The sequence below is a fragment of the candidate division WOR-3 bacterium genome, from assembly GCA_039801365.1.
GTDB lineage: Bacteria > Hydrothermota > Tepidihabitantia > Tepidihabitantales > Tepidihabitantaceae > JBDRUN01.
Window position 1 is genome coordinate 44,772 of record JBDRUN010000005.1, and the last position, 15,773, is coordinate 60,544.

The window sequence follows — 15,773 nt, forward strand, 5'->3', positions numbered from 1 at the left end:
GCTGCGGCCGGGCTTCTCCCCGGCCGCAGGTTCTTCGTCGGTTTCGATCGTCGGGAAGTAGTGGGTCGGAGGTCCGGCGCTAAGCGGACGACGTTGTCCGGGTTCAGAACGATATTCCACGCAACTAGCTCGATCTAATGCCGCGTTCGCCCAGTAGTCGTCCTGCTCAGTGTCTCCGACTGCGCCTGCGTCGCCTTTCGCTCATCAGCGGTTTTGTTCTTGTCGCAGACTTCATCGTTCTCGGCAGGGTCCGGTTCGACGTGCTATAAAGCAGTTAGGCAGAGGTTCGGAGAGGCGTCCTAACAACCGCTTCGGCAAGCATACAAAGAACCGTTCTGTATGGTCTTTCGTGAACTGCTTCGGAACCTGTTCCGCTTGTCCTGCGACCTAGCGTGTCGGCAAAGAGGCCGAGTAAGGCACCGAAAAAACCGGTGACAAATATGCAGAGAACCACCATGACAATAACTGCCTGGAGAACGGCCTCTGGGCAGCTCACTCACCTGATGGCTTCGGATGCATTGTCTTGAGCACAATCACCGGTGTGACAGAGAGTTGACACCGGAAACAAGCTGCAGGCGGCTTGCAGCCCCCTATCATGGTCAAGTTGTCAGTGTTGCTATTCCGAGTTGGGCCCTGAGGTCGTCTGACTGCCGCGTTAGCGCAGAACGACAATCCGGCGAACAACCGTCGGCTCAAGGCCGAGGGTTCGGACAAAGTAGACCCCGGACGCCAGGTGTCGGATGTCATTCTCGCCCGGCTGAAGGTCCATCGCCTTGCGGCCGTCAGTGGTTACCAGTGAGTAGTGAGCGGTAAGTAGTGAGCAGGGCGTAGGGAGTGGTGTAGATGGCAGCAGCAGGCTGCCGCGGACGACGGTCGGCCCGAGCATTTGGCACTGGGCGTGCGGTGGACGGGGTTGCTCGGCGCCGCCGGTCGGCTCGCGCAGGACGATCAGCGCCGAGCCGCTGGCGCACGCGCCGTAGAGCCGGTTCTTGCCCGGTACCGGGGTGAAGGCACTTGCCGCTTCTGGTAGCCCAGAGAGGTATCCGACCACCGTATCCTGCTGGCAGTCATATGCCAGGATGCCGCCGCCGGCCGGGACCTCGCTCGTACCGCAATAGACCAATCCGCTCACTGGGGAGCACCAGGCGGTCCGCGCTACGGGGGCGTAGCCGAGAAGCGACAGGCTACGCCAGACTGTGTCCGCCTCAGCGTCTATCGAAACCAGCCGGGTGTCTTCGGGTGGGTTTGCGACTAGGTACACGCGCCTGACCGGGGCTGCCCAGGTGAGACTCCAGGGTTCAGCACCTGGGTCAATCGTCTTGGTCAAGGAGTCCGAGTCGCACGACACGACACAGACGATGTCCGGTTCTTCTATTCCGCAGTAGAGTTTGTTGCCCTTGTCCACGTAGAGCAGCTCCGAGACCGGCAAGGCTTCGGGCGCATTCACCCGGCTGACAATTGAGTCGGTCCGGCAGTCTATCGCAGCAACTAACCACGGTGCGGCGTTGCGGAACCCGCAGTAAACCCGGCCCCGAGCCGGGCACCAGGTCAGAGCCGAAGGCACTGCGGCCACATCGAGGGTCGTTCGGACCGAGTCCGAGACACAGTCGATAATGGTCACGGTGAAGCCTGGGTACTCGTCGGTGCCGCCGTTGGCACAATACATTTTGTTCGCTTCTGGGCACCAGAGCAGCGCGGTCGGGTCATTAGGCGTCGGGATTTCGGCCAGCACGATGCCACTGGCTGCGTCTAGTACGGTCACGCCGGAAGGCACGGGCGTTGCGGCATCGTGAGCGCAGTAGAGTTTCCCGTGGATGGTGTCAGCGACCAGCAATCTGGGAATGGTCGGCGTCGGCGCGAACGATATCAGTGTGTCGCCGGTCGCGTCAATGGTCATGATTCCGTAACGCGCCCAGTCCGCGGCGAAGAGCCGGTCTTCCGAAGGAAAGTAGCACAGGCTGTGTGGACGGCACGCGAGCTCGACCGTACTTACAATCGTGGCTGAGCGCGCGTCAATGACTCTTGCCTCTTGACTGTTGCGCGCAACACAGGCGACGAGTTCGCCCGCGCCTTGGGTCAGCGCCCAGACAGTGCGACCTGCAGGCAACGTGCCGATTACGGTGTCGGGTCCCGTGTTGATAATTGATACATCATCCGACATGCGGTTGGCGACGGCCACGCGGCCGACGACGGTCGCCAACCGATGTGGGCGCAATCCGACGATAATCGAGCCAATGACTTGGCGTGTTGGGCCGTCAATTACGTAGACGACCGAGTCAGGATAGACCCCGCCGTATGAGGCACAGTAGATGCGGTTGAGAGACGAGTCGCAGCATATCGCGCGGTGCCCGTCGCCAGGCAGGTGGACGAAGCCGAGGAGGGAATCGTTCGCACAGTTGATCGGTTCGGCCCATCCGGCGCCCGCGACCCAGACCGTGTTGTCCGCGGCGTTCCAGGCGATTGCGCGCGGTACCCCCGCAAGCGGAAGCAGCGCAAGCAGGGAGTCAGTTGAACAGTCAATCGCGGCAAGGGTTCCGCCTGAGCCCCGGCCGGTGCAGTACACCTTGTTGCTCGCCGGGCTGGCACAGAGCAGTTCCGGCCTGACGCCGACCGGAATTGCGCCGAGCCGGGTTCGGGTCGAGCAGTCGAACACCGTGACGTTGCTGCCTGAGCGATTGGCACAATACAGTTTTTGCCCAGAAGGGGAGATGCAGAGCGAGGTCGGTTCGGCGCCGGACGGCATCACTGCAACCACCGTGTTGGCCCGACAGTCAATGACCACAATGCTGTCAGCCTCGGTGCAGGCGCCGTACAGGAAGTCACCCGTCTGGTCTGGGCAAAGCGCGGTCACGGGTGCCGGTGTGCGCACCCGGCAGACGCGACGGCCAGCGGCCGGCTCGAAACCGACGACGAACGCGTCGTGTTCGCCGCCCGCGTAGAACAGATCGGTTGCCTCGCCCCAAGCTAAGCATACAGGCCGGCCCGCACCCACCAGCGTGTCGGGCAGCCAGATGACTTTTTCCAGCTCCTGACAGTGCAGGGCCGACAGCAGACAGCTCACGGCCAACAGCCCGAGTAGCAACTTCATTGCTTCCTCCTATCTTGTCACAACTACCCTTGTCACCAATGTCGAGTGCCGGGCGTCGAACGTCGAATGCACGAAATAGACGCCGGGGCAGAGATGCCGTACGTCGTTCGGGCCGGGCTTGAGTTCGGCGACCCTCCGCCCCGCCGCATCCTGCAGCCAGCTTAGGCTTGCGCCTGGACTGCCTGTTAACAGCAGGTTCCTTCGTACGACGGTCGGGCCGGGCGTGTGGCGTTGAGCGTACGGCGTAGAGCGTTCTTTCCCGAACCCGGTCACCGGGCTGAACGAGATGTCGTCCCAGTAGTCCGAGCCGCCGCGGCCTTCAAGCCACAGCACGAGCCGGGCGAATATTGTGCCGGTTGGTGCCGGGACGCTGCCCGTGGTCAGATACCGCCAGCCCGCGCTATCTGTGGTCAACGTCGCTGATGCAGCAGTGCTGATTACATTGTGCGCGGAGTCGTGCCATTGAATCAGCAGCCTTACCCGATTACCCTGGCCGTCGTTCTTGTACGACCAGCCGGAGAACTCATAGTTTGTACCGGGCAGGGCGGCCACGTCCTGGAACAGCTTTGACTCAACCGGCCAGGTATACCCGAGCGAGTCCGGGATATGACGGATGCTTGACACTCCTGAACGGACGGTGACTGTCTCGCGCCGGTACCGTGCCTTTCGTCCTTCATACCAGCCGGCCGGGTTCGGACTGGTGTCACTCGGCACCGCCAGGGTGTCGAGTCGCCATGTTTCGCAGTCGCCGTTGGTGAATTCCAGTCGGGGCCGGTTGAAGCTTTCGCGCAAAGCGGCCCACAATTCCGGCCGGGCACCGTCGTAGCCAAGCGCCCACATTCCAGCTCCAAGCATGTTGTGCTTGTGAACTTCGCGATACCGGAGCAGCAGACTCGTATCGTCGTCGAACCAGCACTGATACCAGCCGCCGCTGTTGAACGCATACCACGGCGACTGGCCTTCGGCATTCCAGCGGTAGCCATGGGCCTGGGCGTTGGCGGGCGCGTCGCGGTAATAGACCGCGGTTCCCGGACCGGTTGTGCGCGAACGCACCGTATCCGCGTATGTCGGCCACTGGTACCCGTAGTAGGGCAGGCCGAACCAGACATCGCGCATATGGCCAATCTGTCCCAGATAGTGGTTGATTGCCATCTGCAGGTTGCCGTAGAATGTCCAGCCGGAGAGCGGTGCGACCGGCCCGGCCTCAGGGCAGCCGCGCCAATGAAAGTCATAGCCCATCAGAAACAGGCCATCGCTTGTGTCGGCCAGTGCGGCAAGGTTGTAGGCATTCTCCTGGTTCAATGGCGGCGTGGCAAGGGTCAGGTCCAGCCCCGCGGCCCGGCAGGCGGCTGACATCCGACGGACAAACAGCGTGAACGTGTCGCGGTCTCCGTACCACAGGCCCTCGAAATCGAGGTTGATACCGTCAACACCCGACGATTCAGCCAGCGCGATGAGGTTGGGAATCGAACCAGGAGCTCGAATGGCTCCGTGGATGTTGGGCCAGTCAAAACATGTTGCCACCATCTCGACTTTGACGCCGTTGCGGTGAGCCCGGTCAATGACTGCGGCCCAGTGCTGCGGGAAGTTGCTGTTGTTGGAGATTGAGCCGTCAGGGTTGAGGGTCACATCGAACAGCCCGATGCGGTCAAGCAGGTCGTAGTGCAGCCAGCGCTGGTCAACCCAGTACGGCGAGTAGCCGTAGATTGAGCGGGTAACGGTTGGCTCGTCACGGGCAATGAGCGGGCTCGGCGTGCCGCGGAACACCGGGCCCGGCTTGGCACCGGTTTCGCGGTGCTGCTCGGACTCCAGCCAGTGGATGCTCTGCGCCGCTGCGTGGAACACGACGCCGCACAATAGACCAGTGAGCAGGATTTTCCTCAACGAGACCTCCTAGTCCGCTACGACAACTTTGCGAATTGCTGAATCCCCGACGTTTTGACCCCTCGAACCTTCCTCTCTAACAAAATACACCCCAGGCGCAAGATTACGGAGGTCGTTCTTACCCGGCTGGAGCTCCATCACCTTGCGGCCGTCGGGAGTGAGTAGGGAGTAGCGAGTAGAGAGTAGAGCGGACGGCAGAAACAGGCTGCCGCGCACGATGGTCGGGCCGGGCGTATTGCGTACAGCGTACTGCGCGTAGCGTTCTTCTGCCACCGCCCCGGCCGTAATCGGCACGTGCTGGACAACCAAGGGGTTCCTAGTAACCGGCCCTTCGCCATATACGAAGAATCCAGCTACAATGTCCACAAGGTACAGGACACGCAACGTGTCCTCATTCATCCGGTCAATCACGCATGGGAAGCGCTTCGAGGTCGTGTTCGGCTCGGTGAGCCGCACCGGCTGTTGCCAGCTTGCCCCACGGTCAAGGTTGTCCCGGCACCACCAGATGTCGGCCCGAAGCCGGGCAGGCGGGCCCGGCTCGACATTGGCGGTGTCGAATTGCTCCCAGCAAACATGCAGACCACCGTTCCTATCCTCACCCATGCTGGGCCGACATGCAAGCAGTGCGTTGAACCCAACCGGCGCAGATAGATTGAGAGGGTCTGCCTGTGCCCGCGCAATGCGCGTCCACTGCGGCAAGTTTTCCCGGTCCCAGTGCCACAGCTCGGTCGGCGCGACGAAGCATTGCCCGCGGATGCAGGGCATCACCGCGCAGACGATATGAAACCGGCCCTCGCGGTCGTAGAACGGGAACAGACCGGAAAGGTGATAGGAGGGCAGTGTCTCACCTGAGAACGCCGGCGGCCAGCCAAGCTCCTGCGGCTCAGGCCAGGTGCAGCCGCCGTCGGTGGTCTCGCGGTAATATCCCGGCGACGGCACACTCTCGGTGTACACCCAGGTCAGAGCCACGCGGTGGTTGACGCGGGATGCTGCGATGTGGTGACAGGGGAACCCCGGGTCGGGTTCAGGCGCGGCGATGGCGCGGGCAGAGTCCCACTGTTCCCATATCCGACTGCGGACGTGGTAGACCTTGCCACCCGTGTCGTCAAACAGGGCGGCCTGAATCCAGCCTGCGGTATCAACTACCGTTACGGGTCGGGAAAAACCCTCAAGCTTCGGCGAGCCGCCGGCGTACTCAAAGACAAAGGATCCGTGGCCGACTTCGCGGCCCAGTACCGGCCGAAGCGGTATGCCGGTGTGGGCTGAGATGACCGCCTGCCAGCTGCGGGGGTCAACGTCGAGCGTGCCAAACCCGGCACGGGTTGCGAATGCGTCAGTTCCCGAGTTCATGAAGTCGAGCGTATCATTGCCGAGCCATCTTCGAGTTGCGTAGTCGTAATAGTTGTAGCCGGTATTGCGGTCAGGAAAAGCCGAGAGGGTATCGCGGGAACGTATCCAGCAGACCGGAATGCCGTAACCCGGAGCGTCCACGAGCCAGCGATATGCCGGCCCGCCCATCTGCCAGTCATAGGTGGTGCCGCCGACCGTATCCACGCGGCCGACCTGGGCCGCAGCGCCGGCACCGGCCCATAGCCAGTAGCCCACCAGCAGCACGCGGATTCCCATCTTTGCCTCCTACTTGGCTACGACCACCTTCTGACAGCTCACGGCCGACGACTCACGGCCGACAGCCCGCACGAAGTAGATGCCGGGCACGAGGTGTCGGACGTCGTTCTCGCCCGGCGCGAGGTCCAGCACCTTTCGCCCCGCGGCATCAAGAAGTACACCCACCGCTGACCGCTTACCGCTAACCGCCTCGGTCAGCACGAGACTGCCCCGCACAATGGTCGCTTCGGCCTTGTACCTAGTGCCTTGTGTTTTGTCGCCTTCCTCAACCCCTGCGCCGTAGAACTCGATGATGCGCAAGCCAGCAGTCCAGTCCGCCACATAGGCATAGCTGCCCAAGACCACAACGCCATAGGCCCTGTCCGGTGTATCATAGAACCCAGCCTCAGACGGGTGCTGCGGGTCTGAGACATTGATGACACGCAGTCCGGCATCATCTGCCACATAGGCATGGCTGCCAAGAACGGCAACGCCATAGGCCCACCCCGGTGTATCGCAGTATCCGACCTCAAATGGATGCTGCGGGTCCGAGACATCAATGATGCGCAGGCCGGCATCCCAATCTGCCACATAGGCATAGCTGCCCAAGACCGCAACGCCATAGGCCCACCCCGGTGTATCGCAGTATCCGGCTTCAAATGGGTGCTGCGGGTCTGAGACATCAATGATGCGCAGGCCGGCATCCCGGTCTGCCACATAGGCATAGCTGCCCAAGACCGCAACGCCATAGGCCTCGTCCGGCGTGTTACAGCAGCCGGCCTGAAATGGGTTGTGGGGGTCTGAGACATCAATGATGCGCAAGCCGGCATCCCTGTCCGTCACATAGGCATAGCTGCCAGAGACCACAACATTACGGGCCCGGCAGTCCAGCGTGTCATAGTATCCGGCCTCAGATGGGTGCTGCGGGTTTGAGACATCAATGATGCGCAAGCCGGCCCAGTTATCCGCCACATAGGCATAGCTGCCAAGAACCGCCACGCCAAAGGCCTCGCCTGGTGTGTCATAGTAGCCGGCCTGAAATGGGTTGTGGGGGTCTGAGACATCAATAATGCGCAGGCCGGTCATCCAGTAGTCGGCCAGATAGGCATAGCTCTCAAGAACGGCAACGGCATAGACCCACCCCGGTGTGTCACAGTATCCAACCTCAGATGGATGCTGCGGGTCTGAGACATAAACGATACGCAAGCCGGCATCGTAGTCCGCGACATAAGCATAGCTCCCGGATACCGCAACGCCAAGGGCCAACCTCGGTGTGCTATAGTATCCGGCCTCAGATGGGTGCTGCGGGTCTGTGACATCAATGATGCGCAAGCCGGCATCCCTGTCCGTCACATAGGCATAGCTGCCCAAGACCGCAACGCCAAGGGCATAGCCCGGTGTGTCACAGTATCCGGCCTCAGATGGGTGCTGCGGGTTTGAGACATCAATGATGCGCAAGCCGGCATCGTAGTCCGCGACGTAAGCATAGCTCCCGGATACCGCAACGCCGCGGGCCTCGCCCGGTGTGTCACAGTATCCGGCCTCAGATGGGTGCTGCGGGTCCGAGACATCAATGATGCGCAGGCCGGCATCGTAGTCCGCGACGTAAGCATAGCTCCCAGAGACCGCAACGCCGCGGGCCTCGCCCGGTGTATCACAGTATCCGACCTCAGATGGGTGGTGTGGGTCTGAGACATCTATGATGCGCAGACCAGAGTGATCCGCCACATAGGCATGGCTGCCAAGAACCGCGACGCCCCGGGCCCATCCTGGTGTATCGTAACGACCCAGGAAGGCCGGGGCTGCGGGGTTCACAACATCCCAGATTTCGAAACCGGCCCCTCCTGCGGCAACAAGCAGTCGACTGGACTGGAAGCATAGGCCCAAGACAAGTCCGCGGGTGTGGATCGCCTCAGAGAGCTTCGTTGGCTGAGCCGGGTTTGAGACATCAAGGATATAGACTCCACCACCAGAACCCATGAATGCGAGGTTCCGGCCCGGATCAGCCGCAACCGCCTGAGAAGTGCCAAAAGGCCAGGTTCCAAGCTCACGGCAGTTGAGCGAGTCGGCCCAGACACTGGCAAATACTAGATAGAGAACTACAATCAGCCTTGTCATCCTATCCTCCTATCTTGTCACAACGACCCTGGTGACGCTCGACGCAGGACGTTCCACGCCTGACGCCTGATGCACGAAATAGACCCCGGGGCGAGATGCGAGACGTCGTTGTCACCCGGCGCGAGGTCCATGAGCTTCCTACCGGTGATGTCCAGCAATTGGCTTGTGACGTGTCGCTTGCTACTTGTGCTCTGCGGCAGCATCAGCACACCGCGGACGATGGTGGGCCAGATCGCCGTGCGCGTCTCGCCAGTCGTCACTTCCTCAACTCCCAACAAGGAATCCCGCAGCACAGCCACACCAGAGCCCGCCGTGCCGCCGAACGGTGCGTACACGCGGTTGTGGACCGGGTTCCAGGCCATCGTGCCGTAGCTCCCGTCGGGCACCTGGATTTCCTTGAGAAGAGTATCCCCGACTCCGTCTATGACCGCAATCCAGCCATAGCTCCACGTTGCGCAATATACCTTGTTGTTCATCGGGTTGTAAAGCAGGCTTGTGCCATAGACCGGAACCGAACTCAGCACCGTGTCCGCCGCTGCGTCAATAATCGCTACTCTCTGACGGCCGCCCGCATACACCTTGTTGGAAGCAGCGTCATAGCACAGGGTGTACGCCGGCACCGGCAGAGACGCAACCACGGTATCATCGGTTCCGCTGATTACCAGAAGGTTGCCGCGTTCCGCAGCGCAATACACCTTGTCATTGACCGAGTTGTAGCAGAGAGCCGAAGCTCGGTTACTGAAATAGATGTTGCCGAGGACGGTATCACCGGCTCCACAGACGACCGCGATGCTGGCATCAGAGTGGCTCACATATGCCTTGTTTCTGGTCGGGTTGTAGCAGAGAATCTCCGGACTGTCTCCCACCGGAATCTGCTTCACAACCTCATCCGAGCTACAGTCAACGACGATCACCTCGCTGGTGTGTTTGCTCGTGCAGTACAGCTTGTCACCCGCGGTGTTGTAGCACATTCCAGCAGTGTAGCTGGCCGGTAGCCGGATTCGCTTGACCACGCTGTCCAGCGGACAGGCAATGACGTCGAGTTGCTCAAACCGATTCAACCGATACAGCTTGTCGGCGCCCGGATGGTAAAAGAACCCCTCGCAGATCTCACCGACATGCAGACGGGCAACAACCAGGTTGGTTGCGCCGTCAATTACGTAGGTGGAGTCATCATCCCCGCCGGTATAGACACGATTACTTGCAGGAGAATACGCGACGTGAGAAGGCCAGTGCGCTTCCGTGAAGGGAATCGTTGTCTCCAGCCACTGGGCGCTAGCGACAGACGAACTCAGAACGCAGACCGCAGAAAGCAGAACGCAGAACCGCATCTCATCCTCCTATCTGGTCACGACTACTTTGCGGACAGCGGACAACTCTGACTGCTGAGCGCTGAATGCTGAATACTCCCGTACGAAGTAGACCCCGGGCGCGAGATGCCGGATGTCATTGTTACCCGGCTGAAGATCCATCACCTTGCGGCCGTCGGGAGTGAGTAGGGAGTAGCGAGTAGAGAGTAGAGCGGACGGCAGAAACAGACTGCCCCGCACAATGGTCGGCAGCTTCGGCATCTGACACTGATGGTCCTCTGCCGCCTTGATTCCTGTTGTTGGGCCGAGTCGATACACCGGGTGAACATCGAGATTTCCCGCGAAGGGTGTGCCGAATCCGAAGTTGCAGGTCGTTGTAGCATTGTCTTCTAGAGATAGCGCGCACAGGAAGTTCTCTCCCATCGCCAGCGAATCTGAATCCCATACCCATTGCCAATGTACTGAATCAGTTCCGGCACCAGACGTTATCTGGGCCCAACTCCACGGAAGCTGAGCAGTGCCGACCCGATTCAGAACGCCCATGATTGGAGTACGGTTTGGTGTCCACCGGTTCACGGCCTTGCCCACTAGCTCGGGCCGCGCAAGACTGGTCGTGCAGCCGGGCAGTGGCTCAATCTCAACCCGCAAACGGGTGTCGCCCCAAGGTGCCTCTTCGATGACCGTGACGTTGTTGCTGACCTGATTCGACACGTACACCTTGCCCGTGACCGGGTTCAGGTCAATGAACCAGGGCTTGGAGCCGGCCGGAAGGGTAGTCGTGGCATTCGTCGTGCCGTCGATGACGGTGACGCTGTGACTGTCCTCATTGCTGATGTATATCTTGTTCGTGACCGGATTCACAACCGCATCGTGCGGTCTCGCACCAACCCTGACCGTGGTCGTGTCGTTTGTCTCGCCCTCGATGACCGTGACGATGCCGTCGCGCTGACTCACGATATACATCCGGTTGGTCAATGGATTCACCCCGACGTCGTGGGGCCAGCCACCGGCCGGTACGGTGGCAATGATGCTGTCGCTACTTCCGTCTATGACAACAACGCCGGGCGCAACATCGTTACCGAAGACGGTCACGTAGATCAGATTGGTCCTTGGATTGATACCCACAGCGAAAGGACCGGGAGGAACTCTCAGAATTGACGTGTCATTCGTCGCACCGTCGATGATCGTCACGATTGTGTCCGGCCAGTTGGTCACGTAGACCCGATCCGTCAAAGGATTCACCGCCAACTGACGAGGGTTGTTGCCGGCCGGGACGTCTCTAGTGGCATGGGTTACGCCGTCTATGACCGTCACGCTACGGCCGGCCTCGTTCGCCGTGTAGATGCGGTTTGTTCTGAGGTTCACATCAACAGACCATGGCCCGCCGCCCACTGGTATCGTGGCAATGACCGTGTCGGTCGAACCCTCAATGACGCTTACACTATTGCTGCCCCAATTAGCGCAGTATGCCCGGTTCGTGATTGGGTTGACGCCTATCGCCCGCGGTTTGTTGCCAACCGGAATAGACGCGGTGTCATTTGTCGCACCATAGATGACGGTGACCTTGTTACCGCTTTCATCCGCCACGTAGACTTTGTTTGTCACCCGGTTTACCGCAACATGGTGCGCCATCAACCCGGCGCGCACTGTTGCCAGCGAGTTCGTGGAACCGTCGATGACCGTCATATCGTGACTGAGTGAGTTGCCGGTGTAGACCTTGTTCGTGATGGGATTGACCACAACCGCCCAGGGACCGTCGCCGACAGCGATGTTAGTCGCCGCGTTGGTGACGCCGTCGACGACGGTGATGTTGTCGCCGTATTCGTTGCACACGTAGATTTTGTTCGTGACAGGGTTGACTGCGACCGAATGCGGGTGGGTACCGGTCACAACTGTTGCTGTGCCATTCGTCGCACCGTCGATTACGGTCAGGGTGTTTCCTTCCATGTTGGGTACATATATCTTGTTGGTAACCGGGTTCACCGCCACCCCGTGAGGACCGCTTCCGGCGGACACGGTTGCCACTATCGAGTCAGTCACACCGTCAATGACCGAGACATTGCCTGCACCGTAGTTCGCAATGTATATCTTGTTGGTTACAGGATTCACTGCGGGGTATGAGGCATGATACCCGGCTACAACAGTCCTGGCCACCGTATCCGCCTGCCCGTCGATGATTGTCACGTCACCGCTTCCGTAGTTCGCAACGTATATCTTGTTGGTGATCGTGTTGACCGCCATGCCGCGGGGCGCATCTCCAGCAGCAATCGTCTTGATGACAGAGTTTGTGCTGCCGTCAACGACCGTGAGATCATCGCTGCCGTCGTTGCCCACATATATCTTGTTCGTTATTGGGTTGACGGTCATCTCCCAAGGGTTTGTCCCCACAGTCAGGATCGTGTCGACCGCGTTGGTGCCGCCATCGACTATCGCGAGCTTGTTCTCGTCCCACAGCGTCGCGTAGACCTTGTTCGTACTTGGATTCACGGCGACCGCGCTCGCTTCCCGTCCCAGAGGAACAGTGGCAAGGACAGTGTTGGACGACCCATCAACCACAGCCAAGTCACCGCTGTATTCGTGCACTACATAGATTCGGTTCGTCACCGGGTTGAGGCAGATCCTCGCGGGGCGGATACCGGTATGTATCGTAGCTGTTACCCAGTCAGCAAGTGCCGGCACACACAACACCAACAGGGCTACGCAGGCGATGAGTATCTCTCTACTGCGCCTCACATCATCCTCCTATCTTGTTACGACCACTTTGCGGACAGCGGACAACTCTGACTGCTGAGCGCTGAATGCTGAATACTCCCGTACGAAGTAGACCCCGGGCGCGAGATGCCGGATGTCATTGTTACCCGGCTGAAGATCCATCGCCTTGCGGCCGTCGGGAGTGAGTAGGGAGTAGCGAGTAGAGAGTAGAGCGGACGGCAGAAACAGGCTGCCGCGCACGATGGTTGGCCCAACGTCCAGCACTCTCCCTCCGGCGTTCGGCGCTTCTTCGGTTCCGGGCAACGGCGACAGTTTACCCCAGACGCGCACGGCATTGCACGTTGTCCAGCCTTCGTACGCGAGCAACATCTGACTTCCGCTTCCATGCGCGAGTGATGGACAGGTCTGCCGGTCTGGCTGCCGGACGATCGGGAAAGAATCTAGTACTGCACCCTGTCCGGTTACACGCGCTCCGTAGATGTCGGCCTGCGTCTCGCCGCTCCGTTCGTCGGCCCAGACGACAAGGAAGTCGTTTCCGTCCCAGCCGACCGCGACGTTCGTCTTCGTCGTTGTGCCACCCGCGATGCAGAATCCATTTGGATCAAGCACAGTGCCGTCTGTGGTGACACGAGCACCGTAGACATGGTAGGTGCCATTGCGCGGGTCCTCCCAGACGACCAGGTAGCGCGTGCCATCAAAGGCCACTTGTGGTGACCATTGCGACTGCGGGGCGGTGCAGATGGGGATACCGTCAGGATCAAGTATGGTGCCGCTCTGCGCGACCCGCGCGGCGTAGATGTCGTACTGTCCGCTGCGGCTGTCCTGCCACACAGCGAGCCAGTTCGTGCCGTCGAACGCTATGTCCGGCCGCCACTGGAGACCGGTCATGGTCGAGATCGGAATGCCGTCCGGGTCAAGTACGGTGCCGTCTGGTGCAACTCGCGCTCCATAGACGTCTCTTGAGTCGTTCCGGTTGTCTTCCCATACAACCAGACAGTTCGTACCACCTCGGGTAAGAGCTGGTCCTTCCTCGTCATCGCTCCAGGCGGAAACCGCGAGACCGCCAGAGTCGAGGACTGCGCCCCGCGGGGTTACACGGCAGGCATAGACATCATCGTTGCTGACCTGGCGTTCGTCCTCCCAGACGACAAGGTAGTTTGTACCGTCGAATGCCACTGCAACTCTGTTCTGGTCTTCAGGATCGGCAACGAGCAGGAGCGGTAGTGCGTCAAGGACTGTGCCGGTCGGCGAGATGCGAGCCGCATAGATGTCAGCGTACTCGCCGCTTCGGTAGTCTTCCCAGGCGACAAGGTAGTTTGTGCCGTCGAATGCAGCCGCTGGGTTCCACTGCTCGTTCGCCACGGCCGCAACCACAAGCCCGGCGGTGTCGAGCACTTGACCCTGCGGCGTCACCCGGGCGCCAAAGATGTCTTCCTGTTCGTTACGTTCATCCTGCCAGACCACAAGAAGACTACTGTTACCATATGCGATGTTTTCGTACCACTGTTCGTTGTGTGCGTCCGACACGACGAACCCAGCCGGGTCGAGAACGGTGCCCTGCGGAGTAACGCGGCCGGCCCAGATGTCGAAGTCGTCCTGGGGCCGGCCGGTCCATTGTGACCAGGCAACCAGGTAGTTCGTGCCGTCGAAAGCAGCCGTCGGTTCAAACTGCCAGCCCGGGCCGGAAGAGATTTTGATTCCGGCCGGGTCAAGAACCGTACCCTGCGCAGTCACGCGGCTGCCGTAGATATCCACTGAGTCGGTACGGTTGTCCTGCCAGACAACGAGTGCATTGGAGCCGTCCCAGGCGGCGTTTGGTACATCCTGGGAACGGGCCGCGGTCGTAATCGCGATGCCGGCCGGGTCGAGCACGACACCGGCCGAGGAGACGCGTGCGGCATAGATGTCATCGTTTCCATTGCGCTTGTCGAGCCAGACTACCAGGAATCCTGTGCCTAGCCTGGTCACCCGAGGCCGCACTTCGCGCTCTGGTCCGGCCGAAACAGTGATTCCTCCCGGGTCGAGTACCGTGCCCTGCGGGGTCACTCGAGCAGCATACACGTCGTAGGCGTACTGGCCTGAGGAATCGTCCTGCCAGACAACAAGATAGTTGGTGCCATCGAATGCGACAGCCGGGTCGGACTGGTTTCGCTGCCGGGTTGATACCGGAATACCGTCCGGGTCGAGGACGGTGCCCTGCGGTGTCACGCGAGCGGCATAGATGTCATAGAAACCGTTGTTCGCGCAGGTGAAGACAACCAGGTAATTCGTGCCATCAAAGGCGACGTCCGGTTGGACCTCGCTTTCGGCACCGTTTGACACCTGGATGCCACCAGGGTCCAGAGTCCTGCCTTCGGGGGAGAAGCGCGTTGCGTAGATGTGGTCATCCCACCGACTGTCGGCCCAGACAACAAGGTAGTTCGTACCGTCGAAAGCTACCTTTGGATATTCCTCAGGCCAGGAAGCCGGTGCATAGACAACGGCAGTGTCAATCGGAAATTCGCCTACTGGCAGCGACTGACCGCGGGCAGCAGCCAGCAGACAGACTGAAGCAGCCAGAACATGAAACCGCATCTCTTCCTCCTGTTATCTTATGGTGATTGTCTTGCGGACTGGCGGCGGTCCTGTAGGGGCCTTGATAAGGCTGACTGCGGGCTTGCCTTTCGGTTGCGGGATTCTGGCCGGTCACGGAGAGGGTGCGGACTTCTCTCCAGGAGGCCGGTCGAAATTCGGGCGCGAACCGCCACAACATTCACTGTCTTCTGCACCCCTTCGCAGCCTCAGGCCGCTTTCGGTTCCTACCCGTAATCGGTCGTGCGGAGCGTGACGGGTCTTAGAGACCCCGGCCGCGTCCCCTCGGGCGGCGCGGTCTTACGCCCAGCGTCAACCGCTTGAGTGCGGACGTACTGATACTATGTCCGTCTTGTCGGGTGTCAAGAACTCGCGTTGCCTCACCAAAAATGTACTCGAAGCTACCCCGTTGCCTCACGTAAGAAAAGTACTCGAAACAGGAGGCATAATCTGACCAGCCCTTACCATGAAAGGAGTTGGTCAGA

General features: G+C 60.4%; 8 protein-coding genes. All 8 read right to left on the reverse strand.

Annotated features, from left to right (window positions below):
- Positions 1 to 655 precede the first annotated feature (655 nt).
- A complete protein-coding gene (locus ABIL25_01675; GenBank protein ID MEO0080985.1) occupies positions 656 to 3,088 on the reverse strand; it encodes a beta-propeller fold lactonase family protein in 2,433 nt (810 codons plus the stop codon).
- Positions 3,089 to 3,097: 9 nt separating this feature from the next.
- Positions 3,098 to 4,972: a glycosyl hydrolase family 18 protein gene (locus ABIL25_01680; protein MEO0080986.1), complete on the reverse strand. Its 1,875-nt coding sequence runs from the start codon at positions 4,970 to 4,972 to the stop codon at positions 3,098 to 3,100.
- A gap of 9 nt (positions 4,973 to 4,981) precedes the next feature.
- On the reverse strand, positions 4,982 to 6,598 hold the full coding sequence (locus tag ABIL25_01685; protein ID MEO0080987.1) for a hypothetical protein: 1,617 nt from the start codon (positions 6,596 to 6,598) through the stop codon (positions 4,982 to 4,984).
- A gap of 9 nt (positions 6,599 to 6,607) precedes the next feature.
- Complete coding sequence (locus tag ABIL25_01690) at positions 6,608 to 8,695, reverse strand: hypothetical protein (GenBank protein MEO0080988.1); 2,088 nt, start codon at positions 8,693 to 8,695, stop codon at positions 6,608 to 6,610.
- A gap of 17 nt (positions 8,696 to 8,712) precedes the next feature.
- The gene (locus ABIL25_01695; protein ID MEO0080989.1) at positions 8,713 to 10,026 is read right to left on the reverse strand and encodes a YncE family protein; all 1,314 of its coding nucleotides are present in this window, start codon (positions 10,024 to 10,026) and stop codon (positions 8,713 to 8,715) included.
- A gap of 9 nt (positions 10,027 to 10,035) precedes the next feature.
- Entirely contained in the window at positions 10,036 to 12,738 is a 2,703-nt protein-coding gene (locus ABIL25_01700) for a beta-propeller fold lactonase family protein (GenBank protein MEO0080990.1), read from the reverse strand.
- Between the two features lie 9 nt (positions 12,739 to 12,747).
- Entirely contained in the window at positions 12,748 to 15,291 is a 2,544-nt protein-coding gene (locus ABIL25_01705; protein ID MEO0080991.1) for a hypothetical protein, read from the reverse strand.
- A gap of 259 nt (positions 15,292 to 15,550) precedes the next feature.
- Positions 15,551 to 15,773, reverse strand: a 223-nt coding sequence (locus tag ABIL25_01710) for a hypothetical protein (GenBank protein MEO0080992.1), incomplete at its 5' end; no start/stop codon positions are given.

Bases quoted from the DNA above. Each gene is read 5' to 3' on its own strand.
- ABIL25_01675 (MEO0080985.1), bottom strand. From the start codon at position 3,088: ATGAAGTTGCTACTCGGGCTGTTGGCCGTGAGCTGTCTGCTGTCGGCC.
- ABIL25_01685 (MEO0080987.1), bottom strand. From the start codon at position 6,598: ATGGGAATCCGCGTGCTGCTGGTGGGCTACTGGCTATGGGCCGGTGCC.
- ABIL25_01690 (MEO0080988.1), bottom strand. From the start codon at position 8,695: ATGACAAGGCTGATTGTAGTTCTCTATCTAGTATTTGCCAGTGTCTGG.
- ABIL25_01695 (MEO0080989.1), bottom strand. From the start codon at position 10,026: ATGCGGTTCTGCGTTCTGCTTTCTGCGGTCTGCGTTCTGAGTTCGTCT.
- ABIL25_01705 (MEO0080991.1), bottom strand. From the start codon at position 15,291: ATGCGGTTTCATGTTCTGGCTGCTTCAGTCTGTCTGCTGGCTGCTGCC.